The sequence below is a fragment of the Bombilactobacillus sp. ESL1197 genome, assembly GCF_058107145.1.
On record NZ_JBYLTY010000002.1, the window covers coordinates 110331 to 122645 of the forward strand.

The 12315-nt window shown below is 37.4% G+C and carries 13 protein-coding genes; 12 read left to right on the top strand and 1 reads right to left on the bottom strand.

Annotated elements, in window-relative coordinates; genetic code table 11:
* Positions 1-30 precede the first annotated feature (30 nt).
* Positions 31-144, bottom strand: a complete 114-nt coding sequence (locus tag AC3B6B_RS06185) for a DUF4044 domain-containing protein (RefSeq protein ID WP_489757816.1) — start codon at positions 142-144, stop codon at positions 31-33.
* Positions 145-480: 336 nt separating this feature from the next.
* On the opposite strand from AC3B6B_RS06185, the gene rsmH reads away from it, so the two are divergent.
* The 12 genes from rsmH to AC3B6B_RS06245 all read left to right on the top strand — a co-directional run bounded on the left by rsmH (position 481) and on the right by AC3B6B_RS06245 (position 12312).
* A complete protein-coding gene (rsmH, locus tag AC3B6B_RS06190; protein WP_489758053.1) occupies positions 481-1428 on the top strand; it encodes a 16S rRNA (cytosine(1402)-N(4))-methyltransferase RsmH in 948 nt (315 codons plus the stop codon).
* A 26-nt stretch (positions 1429-1454) separates the two neighbouring features.
* Positions 1455-1823, top strand: a complete 369-nt coding sequence (gene ftsL / locus AC3B6B_RS06195) for a cell division protein FtsL (protein WP_489757817.1) — start codon at positions 1455-1457, stop codon at positions 1821-1823.
* On the top strand, positions 1820-3988 hold the full coding sequence (locus AC3B6B_RS06200) for a penicillin-binding transpeptidase domain-containing protein (RefSeq protein ID WP_489757818.1): 2169 nt from the start codon (positions 1820-1822) through the stop codon (positions 3986-3988). The genes ftsL and AC3B6B_RS06200 overlap by 4 nt, the downstream gene beginning before the upstream one ends.
* A 15-nt stretch (positions 3989-4003) precedes the next feature.
* A complete protein-coding gene (gene mraY / locus AC3B6B_RS06205; protein WP_489757819.1) occupies positions 4004-4969 on the top strand; it encodes a phospho-N-acetylmuramoyl-pentapeptide-transferase in 966 nt (321 codons plus the stop codon).
* Between the two features lie 10 nt (positions 4970-4979).
* The gene (gene murD / locus AC3B6B_RS06210) at positions 4980-6329 is read left to right on the top strand and encodes a UDP-N-acetylmuramoyl-L-alanine--D-glutamate ligase (RefSeq protein ID WP_489757820.1); all 1350 of its coding nucleotides are present in this window, start codon (positions 4980-4982) and stop codon (positions 6327-6329) included.
* 11 nt (positions 6330-6340) lie between these two features.
* Complete coding sequence (gene murG / locus AC3B6B_RS06215) at positions 6341-7441, top strand: undecaprenyldiphospho-muramoylpentapeptide beta-N-acetylglucosaminyltransferase (RefSeq protein WP_489757821.1); 1101 nt, start codon at positions 6341-6343, stop codon at positions 7439-7441.
* 4 nt (positions 7442-7445) lie between these two features.
* A complete protein-coding gene (locus AC3B6B_RS06220) occupies positions 7446-8249 on the top strand; it encodes a cell division protein FtsQ/DivIB (protein ID WP_489757822.1) in 804 nt (267 codons plus the stop codon).
* A 77-nt stretch (positions 8250-8326) separates the two neighbouring features.
* Positions 8327-9634 (top strand): cell division protein FtsA, encoded by a 1308-nt coding sequence (gene ftsA / locus AC3B6B_RS06225; protein ID WP_489757823.1) that lies wholly within the window; start codon positions 8327-8329, stop codon positions 9632-9634.
* Between the two features lie 35 nt (positions 9635-9669).
* On the top strand, positions 9670-10869 hold the full coding sequence (gene ftsZ / locus AC3B6B_RS06230) for a cell division protein FtsZ (protein ID WP_489757824.1): 1200 nt from the start codon (positions 9670-9672) through the stop codon (positions 10867-10869).
* 14 nt (positions 10870-10883) lie between these two features.
* Positions 10884-11270 carry a cell division protein SepF gene (locus tag AC3B6B_RS06235; RefSeq protein WP_489757825.1) on the top strand — a complete coding sequence of 129 codons (387 nt, stop codon included), beginning with the start codon at positions 10884-10886 and terminating at the stop codon, positions 11268-11270.
* A gap of 17 nt (positions 11271-11287) precedes the next feature.
* Entirely contained in the window at positions 11288-11551 is a 264-nt protein-coding gene (locus AC3B6B_RS06240) for a YggT family protein (RefSeq protein ID WP_489757826.1), read from the top strand.
* On the top strand, positions 11551-12312 hold the full coding sequence (locus AC3B6B_RS06245) for a YlmH family RNA-binding protein (protein WP_489757827.1): 762 nt from the start codon (positions 11551-11553) through the stop codon (positions 12310-12312). Before AC3B6B_RS06240 ends, AC3B6B_RS06245 begins: the two co-directional genes overlap by 1 nt.
* The last annotated feature ends 3 nt before the right edge of the window (positions 12313-12315 follow it).

Here is a 12315-nt window from a genome sequence, read left to right on the forward strand (position 1 = left end):
ATACGACCTCATCCTTTTCTTCTGGTCAGTTTAGAAACCACCCATGACAGCAGGAATTACTACACCAGCGATGGTTACAATAATCATGGCCCAAACAAAAATCTGCGTAATTATAGTAAAAACACTTTTCTTTTTTTTCTTCAAAAAACTTCACCTGAAATCTTTCATATTGGAATTATCTTACTTGAATCTTCAGAAAAAAGCAACTATCACTAATCATGAACATATGTTCGGACTATTAGCGATAGTTTTTTGACAAAAAAGACTAAATTAGAATATTTTTTACTGATTAGTGGTGCTAAAAGTGAGATTGTGGTAACATTCATACAGAGAAGTGGGACCAATATACCTACTTTTAATAGTAGTGAGTTATTTTTTTTTACAGATAATTTGTGACAAAATTATTTTTAATTAAATGATTGTTCGGTTTATCTTTAATGTAGAATCTTACTTTTATATTAATAATTATTTTTAGGTGGTATTATGTTCCAACATAAAACAGTGCTCTTAAATCCGACTGTCGATGCTTTACAAGTTCATGATGGTGGTGTTTATATTGATGCCACTTTTGGTCGTGGCGGTCACACACGTTATTTATTAAGTCAGGGTCATCATTTAACAGTGATTGCTTTTGATCGTGATCAAGAAGCCATTTTAGCAGGTCAAGCTTTACGTCAAACAACTAATGAAGAAACTGATAATCATTTAGAATTAGTGATGGCTAATTTTGCGGATTTAAAAGAGCAGCTAGCAGCGTTAGGTATTACGACGGTCGATGGGATCTTATACGATTTGGGGGTCTCTTCACCACAGTTTGACGATCCTCAACGTGGCTTTAGTTATCGCTACGATGCGCGATTAGATATGCGGATGGATCAAAGCCAAGAATTAGATGCTTATCAAATTGTTAATACTTATTCAGCTGCTCAGCTAGCAAACATTTTTCAACGTTACGGTGATGAACGTTTTGCTAAGCGCATTGCCCAGGCAATTACTCGGCAGCGTTTAAACCAACCAATCACAACGACCTTTGAATTAGTTGATTTAATCGAAGCTTGTTTGCCAGCGCCAGCACGTCGAAAAATGAAGAAGCATCCTGCTAAAAAAGTTTTTCAGGCTTTACGAATTGCGGTTAATGATGAGTTAGCATCGTTAGATCAATCTTTAGAAGCGGCGATTGATTTGTTAAAATTAAACGGTTTTCTGAGTGTCATTACTTTTCAATCATTAGAGGACAAAATTGTGAAACAGGTTTTTCGGCGTCACAGTGAAGTTAATGTTCCACGCGATTTACCGGTTATTCCTCCAGAAATGCAACCAGAATTGAAAGTTATTACCAGAAAGCCGATTTTACCTAGTTCAACTGAAATTGAACAAAACCACCGTGCTCATAGTGCGCATTTACGAGTAGCTCAAAAGATTAAATAAACAAGATTAGGAATCGAGATAGTTGAATGGAACCCAATACTGTACGTCAATTAGACTCTTTAACTGAAACTAAAACTCAAACTAATAAAGTACAAACAGCTGTAGAATTAAACACTAAAAGTGTGCCTTTTTCCGGGTTTGAAAAAAGTTTGGTTTGTTTAATTGGCTTAATCGTAATTATCATGATGTATGGTTTGGTTCATTTACGAACACAGACAATTGTTCAGCAGCATCATGCCCAGGACCTGGCTGAACAAACCCAAAAAGTATTAAATTCGAACACAGATTTACATCAAGAAATTATTGAGTTAAGTAATTCAGGTCGACTGTTAAAGATTGCTCAAAAACACAATTTACAGTTACATTCTGATAATATTAGGAATATTTCTAAATGAGTCAAAAGTTTAATTCTAATAATGACAAAATCAATATCAGCAAGGCAAGACGTGATCGAAGAATTATCGGCCGATTCTTCCTTCTTGTCATTGCCTTATTTTTTATAGTTTGCTTGGTGCGGTTTAGTTACATCGCACTGAGTGGGCATGTCGGTAGTGTTGACTTAACACGGCGCACAGAGCAAAAATACCGCCATAAAAGAGTTCTATCATCTAAGCGGGGCAATATTTATGCGGATGATGGTTCTAAGATTGCTTATAGTGATCAATCGTACGAATTATTTGTTGTTTTGGATCATACATATAAAGGAGCTGGTGGTAAACCTCTATATGTTCAAAACAAAAAACATACGGCTCAGGTTTTGAGTCAGTATATTCCACTGAGTCAGAAAAAAATCTTACAAATCTTGCACCCCCAAAACCGGCATGTGTTTCAAGTGGAATTTGGTTTAGCGGGTCAAAAGATTAGTTTGAGTGTTAAAAAAGCAATTGAGAAACACCATCTCCCGGGGGTTTATTTTGATGCAGTACCGGATAGATCATATCCTAACGGCACTTTTGCGTCTAATACGATTGGTTTAGCACAAGTTGGTCGTCACGCTCAGCGCGCCAAAGATCAAGGCCTAATGGGATTAGAAAGTTTTTATGATAAGATTTTACAAGGTAAAAATGGCTATGAGGTTCGTTATACTGATCCTGAAGGTTATACACTGCCACAAACGCATAAGAAAACAGTGCTGCCAGTGCAAGGGGATAACGTCTATACGACGATTGATGTTAATTATCAACACTATTTAGAACAGTTACTGACCAAGGTTTATCAAGAATATCGGCCTCAATCCATGCAGGCTATTGTGACCGATCCTAAAACAGGACATATTTTAGCTATTTCACAGCGACCGACTTTTGATCCCCAAACTCAGAATAATCTGATGCATTCTTGGCGAAATATTAATTTACAAGATAGCTATGAGCCAGGATCAGTTTTTAAAGTTTTGACTTTGGCAGCTTCTATTAACTCACATCATTACAATCCTAATCAATATTATCGTTCCGGGGCAATCACTATTGGCGGACGAACTATCCATGATTGGAATACCAGTGGGTGGGGCGAGATCCCCTTTAATCAAGCTTTTCCACGTTCGAGTAATGTCGGAATGGTTGCTTTGGAGCAACAAATGGGTGCGAAAACTTGGCTAAAATATATGCATAAATTTAAAATTGGCCAGTTAACGCATATTAATTTGCCTGGTGAAGTAGCTGGTCAAATTAATTTTCAGCATGCTTCTGATCAAGCCATTACTGCTTTTGGTCAAAGTGTTTCGGTTACCGGCATGCAAATGGTGCAAGCTTTGGGCGCAATTGGTAATCATGGCAAAATGATGCAGCCCCAACTAGTTAGTCGCATTGAAAATCCCAATAACGGTTCTGTTCAAACGATTAAACCCAAACAAGTTGGACAGCCAGTGACGGACCAAACGACTAAACAGGTTCTAGCTGCAATGCGCGAAGTGGTCCAAGATAGTTACGGTACGGGCACAGTTTATAAAATTCCTGGTCAAGATGTTGCAGTTAAAACGGGGACAGCACAAATTTCGGGGACTAACGGCTATTTAACTGGCAGTAATGATTATCTATATTCGGTGGCTGGCTTAGCACCGGCCAAATCACCTAAGTATTTAGTTTATATTACGATGGAGAAACCTAGTGTGATGACTAAGGCTCCTGAACAAATGTTGTCTGAAGTCTTTAATCCGATGATGCAACGATTGTTAGGAACCGGTAAAATAGAAAATGTACAATCGGATAATACTGCAATTACGATGCCTGAATTATCCAATCAAAATTTAACTACGGTGCAACAAGCGCTACAAAAGCAACAGTTAAAGGTTGGTATTGTCGGCACCGGTTCCAAGGTAGTCCAACAGTTGCCGAGTGCTAAAGCAGCTGTGACACCTGATCAACGTGTCATTTTGTTAACCAATGGCGCAATGACTATGCCTGATGTTCATGGTTGGTCGAAAAACGATTTATTAAAATTAGCCGATATTACTGGTAAAAAGATCGTGATTAAAGGTCAAGGTTATGCGGTGCGGCAAAGTGTGCCACCGCAGGCAGTGTTGAATAGTGTGAAGGAAGTAGTTATTCATCTGAAACAAAAATAAAGCGAGGATTGAGAAATGAATTTGGGTAAAATGATAATCCCATTAATTAGCAGTTTAATTTTGGTAGTAATTTTTATGCCACTATTTATCAAGGTGATGTTGTCTAATCGTGAAGGTCAACAAATCCGTGAAGAAGGTCCTAGTTGGCAAGAATATAAAGCCGGTACCCCGACAATGGGAGGCGTGATCTTTTTATTGGCGATGGTGCTGACTAATATTTGGGTTGGAACATGGTTGGAATTATTTACTAATTCCTTGATGCTGATTAGTTTAATGCTCCTACTGTTTGGCTTAATTGGTTTTTTAGATGATTTTATTAAATTAAAAAATCATCGTAATTTAGGTTTATTGGCTTGGCAAAAATCCTTATTACAGCTGTTATTTGCAATAGTTTTTTGCGGACTCTATCTTTACTATCAATTACCAACAGATTTACAATTTTTTGGTTATATTTTTCATTCTCTGATTATTTATGTAATTTTTATGCTAGTTTGGTTGGTTGGCTTTTCTAATGCAGTTAATTTAACGGACGGTTTGGATGGCTTAGTAACTGGATTAACGATCATTGCTTATTTGACTTATGCTTATATTGCATACAAACAAACTAACTTTGATGTTGTTGTAGCTTGTTTAAGTGTTGTTGGCGCAATGATTGGCTTTATGATTTTTAACCATAAACCGGCTAAAATTTTTATGGGCGATGTTGGTTCCTTAGCTTTAGGTGCTGGCTTAGCAGCTGTTTCTTTGGTGTTAGGAATACCGTGGTCGTTATTGTGGATTGGAATTGTATTTGTTGTGGAAACGGCGAGTGTGATGATCCAAGTAGCTGTGTTTAAAACAACAGGGCATCGAGTGTTTAAGATGTCGCCAATTCATCATCATTTTGAAATGTTAGGCTGGTCAGAATGGAAAGTTGTGTTAGTTTTTTGGGCAGTTGGTCTATTGGCAGCATTAAGTTATATAATCATATTTGTGAGTTAAGGAGGACTTAATGAAAGAGATTAATGATTATCAAGGTCAAAAAGTGCTAATTTTGGGTTTGGCCAAAAGTGGTTTTAATGCAGCATTATTACTAAACAAATTAGGTGCAACTTTAACTATTAATGATCAACAAGACAGTTCGGAAGCCCAACAATTACGGGATCGAGGACTGAAAGTGCTTACGGGTAGTAATCCAGTTTCATTACTTGAGCAGGATTTTGATTTGATTGTTAAAAATCCGGGTATTTCGTATGAATTACCTTTAGTCAAGGCGGCAATGGAACGCAATATTCCTATTATTACAGAACCGGAACTGGCTTACGAAGTCTCGTCAGCACCTTTTGTGGGAGTAACTGGAACTAATGGTAAAACCACAACGACGACTTTAATTCAGTTAATTTTAGACCAAGAACGGGCAGCGGGACACGCTTATAAAGCAGGTAATATTGGCATCCCTGTTTCGCAGGTTGTGCAACAAGCAACTCCTGTTGACGATATTGTAGTTGAATTGTCCAGTTTTCAATTATTAGGCACTACCAAGTTACGTCCGAAGATTGCGGTACTGAACAATATTTATGAAGCACATTTGGATTACCATAAAACGCGAGAGAATTATGTGCGGGCCAAAATGAAAATTACACAAAATCAAACTGCAGACGATTACTTTGTGGTGAATTTTGATCAAGAAGAATGGCGAACTTTAAGCCAGCAAACCCAAGCACAGGTAGTGCCTTTTTCACGGTTGGACGTTAGTGAACAAGGAGCTTATCAAAAAGGGCAGACACTCTATTTCCGACAAGAAGCAATCATTGATGTTGATCAAATTGTGCTACCCGGACAACATAACATTGAAAATTGTTTAGCAGCGATTGCTGTGGCTAAGTTAATGGGTAAATCGAATCAAGCTATTAAACAAGTTTTAACTACTTTTCAAGGGGTTAAGCATCGGATTCAGTTTGTTAAACAATTACATGGTCGTAAAATTTATAATGATTCTAAAGCAACTAATATTGAAGCAACCATTGTGGCATTGCAAGCTTTTAAGCAACCATTAGTTTTAATTGCCGGTGGATTAGATCGCGGTTTTGAATTTGATGACTTAGTTGAACAATTACGTCATGTCAAAGCCATTGTGTTATACGGTCAGACGAAATATTTAATGCAAAAGGCCGCACAAAAGGCGGAAGTCGCAACTATTAAACTAGTTGATAATTTAGATGAAGCGGTACCTTTAGCTTATCAATTAACGGCACCAGGGGATGTTTTGTTATTATCACCGGCAGCTGCTAGTTGGGATCAATTTGCAACTTTTGAACAACGGGGCGATCAATTTATCAGTGATGTTGAAAAACTGAATTAGGATGGTTAATTATGAGAATAATTGTATCTGGTGGCGGAACTGGTGGACATATTTATCCAGCTTTAGCTTTAATTAAGCGATTGAAAGAACGACATTTAGTGAGCGAAGTTTTGTACGTCGGCACTGAGGCAGGCTTAGAGCAAAAAATTATTACGCAAGAAAACATTCCGTTTCAAACTTTGCGTCTGCAAGGTTTCAAGCGTAAATTGTCCTGGCAGAATGTTCAAACTTTATGGCTATTTGCTAAAAGTATTCAGCAAGCTAAAAAAATTGTTACTGATTTTCAACCAGATATTGTAGTAGGGACTGGGGGCTACGTTTCTAGTGCAATTGTGTTAGCCGCCCACTTAAAAAAAATTCCGACGGTCATCCATGAACAAAATTCAGTGGCTGGTCTAACTAATAAATTTTTGGGGCATTTTGTGGATCGGATTGCGTATGCTTTTAAGGATGTGGTAGGACAATTTAAGGAAAAATCTAAATTAGTATTTACGGGTAATCCTCGGGCACAAGAAGTAGCTAAGTTGCAACCTAATCAACGCTTACAAGAATTTGGTTTGGATCCAAAACAACCTACTGTTATGATTTTTGGTGGTAGTCGTGGGGCTCGTCCAATCAATGAAGCAGTAGTTGCTAGCTGGGATTATTTCAGTCAAGCAGCATTTCAAGTTTTATTTGTAACTGGTCAAGTACATTATGATAAGGTACGTTCGCAGTTGCCACAGCAACTGGCCGCCAATGTGCAAGTAGTTGCTTATATTGATGATATGCCAGCTATTTTACCTGATTTAGCGTTGATCGTTGGGCGCAGTGGTGCGACCTCCATTGCTGAATTAACAGCTTTAGGAATTCCAGCGATTTTTATTCCTAGTCCTTATGTCACTAACGATCACCAAACTAAGAATGCCCAATCATTGGTCAAAGAGCATGCTGCTTTGTTGTTACCTGAATCAGAATTGACCGCTTTCAGTTTGGAACAATTGTTGACTAAAACAGTAAATGATTCTCAACTATTACACCAAATGTCCATGCATGCCCGCCAATTGGGTGTAGCTGATGCTAGTGATCGGTTAATTCAGGTCTTATTAGACTTGATTACTACTGAGAAGTAGATTGATGAAAAAAAATAAGTCCAATGAATTATTACAATTTAAAAATCAATATCATCGCTCACAATCGGAAGCCACTAAGTCGCAGACTTATCACCAGCGGTTGCGCAAAATATTACCCGGCAGTTTAATTATGCTAGGCTTAGTTAGCTTAATCTTAATGATTGGCTATTTATTTTCGCCGTTGGGTCATGTCCAAAAAATTTCAGTTGTGGGAGTTAACTATTTAGGTGCGCAACAAGTAATTGATGCCTCCAGAATTGATAAAAATACGTTAGTGCTGCAGACATTAGTTGAACGTTCCAAAATTGAAAAGCAGATTAAAACCAAAGTGCCTTTAATTAAAAAAATCAGTTATCATTATCAACAATTTAATCAATTAACTTTTACAGTTCAGGAATATCAAACCGTCGGTTTTATTACAAAAAAGCAAGGCTATTATCGTGTTTTGGAGAACCAGCAATTAGTTAATCAAAAGTTGAAACAACCCATTGGTAATTTTCCTGTTTACCAAAACTTGAATACTAAAGTTACGTTAAAGCAAGTAGTTAAATTATACCTGTCTTGCTCGCCCAGTTTACGGAGTGATATTTCAGAAATTCACGGTAGTAAAAATACGAAGGAACATCCCTATCGGGTCAACTTATATATGAATGATGGTAATTTGGTCGTAGGGGATATTCGCACTTTAGCTGCTAAACTCAAATATTATCCTGCTATTTCGAAAACTATGTCTAAAAATGGTGTTATTAATTTGGAAGTGGGGGCTTATTCAAAACCTTTTGGTACAGCAGGTCTGAAGGTGGAATAGTTCTAAAAACTTTGGTATCATTAATTTAATAGGTTTATCCATTAGTAAATCTGAAAATGTTGTAGGAGGATCATAGAATGGATGATTCACGAATCATTGTTAGTTTAGACATTGGAACCACGTCAATGAAAGTAGTGGTGGCCAATGTTACAAACTCACAAGCTAATATTATTGGCGTGGGAAGTGCCCATTCGCAAGGAATGAATCGCGGAACGATAGTGGACATTGATCAAGCAGCAATAGCGATTGGTGAAGCCGTAAAAAAAGCTGCCTCGCAATCTAATACTGAAATCAGCGATGTAGTGGTTGGTCTTCCTGCTAATGGTTTACAAATATTTAAAGCACATAGCATGATTGCTTTAAATGAACCCTCTAAAGAGATTACTGCTGCTGATGTGCAAAAAGTAATTACAGCTTCCATGGTCCAAACTTTGACCCCTGAATTAGAATTTGTGGCGCTGTTACCAGATAATTTTTGTGTAGATGGTTTTAAAAATATTAAGGATCCGCGCGGCATGATTGGTAGTCGCTTAGAGTTTAATGGCATTTTATATGCGTTACCGAAATCTATCATTCATAATATGCAGCGTGCAATTCAAAAAGCAGGTTTAAATATTATTTATGAAGTTTTAGCGCCTTTGGCTTTGAGTAAGGTAGCTTTAGATAAAGGTGAGCGTAACTTCGGTGCAGTAATTATTGATTTAGGTGGTGGTCAAACTTCGGCCTCCATTATTCATGATAATAAATTGAAATTTACAGCGATTGATCCAGAAGGCGGTAATTTGGTAGCTCACGATATTTCTGTGGTTTTAAATACAACGTTGGACAATGCTGAAAAGTTACAACATTATTATGGTAATGCTGATGTGGGAGCAGAAATGGCAGAAGAAACCATCCCCGTGGAAGTCGTTGGTCAAGATCAACCGCAAAACATCTCCAGTCAGTACTTAGCTTCGATTATTGCTGCACGGATGCAACAAATTTTTCAACGGTTGCAGCAAGGATTAACTAGTATTCACGCTCAAGATTTACCAGGTGGAGTCATTTTAACGGGTGGTTTGGCTGAAATGGCGGGAGTCAATACTTTAGCACAGCAAATTTTAAAAATGAAAACTAAAACATTTATTCCGGAACAAATGGGATTACGGCATCCGGCTTTTACTGAAGGGCTAGGTTTGGTATTATATGCACAAGGGTTAAATGATTTGGATTTGATTGCTTATAATGTTGTTCATACTTCTAAAGGTATGACAGCAGTTAAAGCAGATACAAATCGTCCTGATTCTTTAGACAATATTAAAACAACGCCAGTCAAAGAAAAATCGCATAAATCAAGAACAACTAGTGAAAAAATTAAAAACTTTTGGAGTCGTTTTTTTGATTAAAAAAGCGTGAGGCAGATCAGGAGGAATTTGTTAGAATGGACAGTTCAATGGACAGGAAAGAAAAAAATTCGGCAGTAATTAAAGTCATTGGTGTTGGTGGTGCCGGTGGTAATGCTGTTAATCGAATGGTTGAAGAAAATATCAAGGGCGTTGATTTTATTGCAGCTAATACTGACATGCAAGCTTTAGATCTTTCACAAGCTAATACTAGATTGCAATTAGGACCTAAGTTAACACGAGGATTAGGAGCGGGTTCTGATCCCGATATTGGTCAAAAAGCCGCAGAAGAAAGTGAAGATGTGATTTCTGATTTATTAAAAGAATCAGATATGATTTTTATTACTGCTGGCATGGGTGGCGGCACTGGTACGGGTGCCGCCCCAGTGATTGCCCGGGTGGCTAAAGATTCCGGAGCTTTGACGGTTGGTGTTGTTACCAGACCATTTATGTTTGAAGGACCCAAACGTGCGAAGTTTGCTGATCAAGGTATTGAGGAATTAAAGCAACATGTTGATACCTTGGTGATTATTGCTAATAATCGTTTATTAGAGATAGTTGATAAAAAGACGCCGATGAATGAAGCATTACATGTTGCGGATGATGTTTTAAGACAAGGTGTTCAAGGTATTTCAGATTTGATTACTTCGCCCGGTTTTGTGAACTTGGATTTTGCAGATGTCAAAACAGTTATGTCTAATCAAGGCTCAGCCTTAATGGGTATCGGTACAGGCAATGGTGAAAACCGGATTGTGGATGCTACTAAAAAAGCTATTTCTTCACCATTATTGGAAGTATCGATTGATGGCGCACAGCAAGTTTTATTAAATATTACTGGTGGTCCTGATTTATCATTATTTGAGGCGCAAGAAGCAGCAAGTATTGTTTCTGAAGCGGCTACAGAAGACGTTAATATTATTTTTGGAACTTCTATTAATGACAGTTTGGGCGATGAAGTCAAGGTTACGGTGATCGCAACGGGAATTGATGATGAACACCAAAGTTCTAAAAATGCAGCTGTAACTAAAAAGCCGACGCCAACGACTGCAACAGAAGATAATGCAGATCAACAATTGGATGCTTGGGGAGTTGGTAGTGATAATTCTAATCAAAATCATAGTTCAAAGTCTGGAACGAATGACTTTGATATTTTCCGACAATCCAATGTATTAAATGATACGGATAATGAAGACGATGATTCCATGCCTCCTTTTTTAAGACACAATCCTAAGAACTAAGGAGAGATATTAAAATGGCCTTTGAAAAATTAGCTAGTTTTTTTGGTTTAGATGATGATTCTGAGATTCCAACTCAAAAAGAACCAGCAGAACAATCATCTAAAAATAATAATATTGTGGCGTTAAATGCCAACAAAGTAGCCAAACAAAGTGAAATTCAAATTGCACGGCCACTTTCCTATCCGGATGCTAAAAAAATCACGCAAGAATTGTTAAATCAAAATGCCGTTATTGTTAATTTTCAACAAGTCAATGATGAGCAAATGCGGCGAATTGCTGATTTTTTAACGGGTGCGGTTTATGCCTTAAAGGGTGATATTCGTCAGATTGATGAGCGGGTATTTTTATATACACCTTTGAATTTTCAGATTGATAATATAACGATGGATTTTAATGATTAAGTTGAGGTTAAGTTAACGTGGCCAATTTAATGTCTGGTCTGCCAGTTGTTTTAGTAAATTTGTTAGATCTTTATGAATGGTTGATTGTGATTTGGGCTTTGTTAACTTGGTTGCCCGGAGCTGCCCAATCAAAATTAGGCTTATGGCTGAGAAAATTAGTGGAGCCTTTTTTAGGTATTTTTGATCGGATTATTCCACCGATCTTTGGCCTTAGTTTTTCACCAATTTGGGCTTTTTTAGTCATTGGTTTAGTTAAGCAATTAATAGTACGGTTGTTTTAATGGATTTTAATTCGCAGAATAAGGCAATTTTATTTAAATTACAATCGCTCATGCAAACGGCCATGACAACCTATCAATCACAATTGAGTCCGTTTTTGAATCCTTATGAGCAGCGCTTGGCAAATCAATTATTGACGCAATTTACAGAATTAACTCCATATTGGTCCGGTGGTTTTCAAAGTGCCCAACGGAGAAGATTACTGGTAGTACCGCCTTATATTCCTTTTCAGTCCACGGATTTACAGTTACAATTATTTCAAATTAATTTTAATCATAAATTTATTGATTTACAGCACCACCAAATTTTAGGTAAGCTGCTTAATCTGGGGTTAGACCGGAACAATTTTGGCGATATCATTACTGATGGGACTAATTGGCAATTTGTTTCTGAGACAAATCTTACTGACTTATTAGTCAATGAGGTACACCAAATCGGTAAAAATACGGTTGGGCTGCAGCCAATATCTTGGCAACAGCTATTATTAATTAAAAATGACTATACAATGTTAACTCTGAATGTCCATTCCATGCGCTTAGATCAAATTCTCAGTACGGGTTTTAAACTGAGTCGTCAGAAGGCAAAAGAATTAGTGCAGCGTGGTTTAGTATCCATTAATTGGCAGCATGAAAAACGCAGTGACTATCTTTTGACAATTGGTGATACAATTAGTGTGCGTGGTAAGGGACAATTGAGTATTGTTGATTTATTGGGACAAAATAAGGATTATTGGCAATTGTACGTTCAGCTTTATCAGCATTAAGTT

Excerpts from the sequence above, each read along its gene's own strand:
- mraY (WP_489757819.1), top strand. The coding sequence starts at position 4,004 with ATGAATTTGGGTAAAATGATAATCCCATTAATTAGCAGTTTAATTTTG.
- ftsL (WP_489757817.1), top strand. The coding sequence starts at position 1,455 with ATGGAACCCAATACTGTACGTCAATTAGACTCTTTAACTGAAACTAAA.
- murG (WP_489757821.1), top strand. The coding sequence starts at position 6,341 with ATGAGAATAATTGTATCTGGTGGCGGAACTGGTGGACATATTTATCCA.
- AC3B6B_RS06220 (WP_489757822.1), top strand. The coding sequence starts at position 7,446 with ATGAAAAAAAATAAGTCCAATGAATTATTACAATTTAAAAATCAATAT.
- ftsA (WP_489757823.1), top strand. The coding sequence starts at position 8,327 with ATGGATGATTCACGAATCATTGTTAGTTTAGACATTGGAACCACGTCA.
- AC3B6B_RS06245 (WP_489757827.1), top strand. The coding sequence starts at position 11,551 with ATGGATTTTAATTCGCAGAATAAGGCAATTTTATTTAAATTACAATCG.
- AC3B6B_RS06235 (WP_489757825.1), top strand. The coding sequence starts at position 10,884 with ATGGCCTTTGAAAAATTAGCTAGTTTTTTTGGTTTAGATGATGATTCT.
- murD (WP_489757820.1), top strand. The coding sequence starts at position 4,980 with ATGAAAGAGATTAATGATTATCAAGGTCAAAAAGTGCTAATTTTGGGT.
- AC3B6B_RS06200 (WP_489757818.1), top strand. The coding sequence starts at position 1,820 with ATGAGTCAAAAGTTTAATTCTAATAATGACAAAATCAATATCAGCAAG.
- ftsZ (WP_489757824.1), top strand. The coding sequence starts at position 9,670 with ATGGACAGTTCAATGGACAGGAAAGAAAAAAATTCGGCAGTAATTAAA.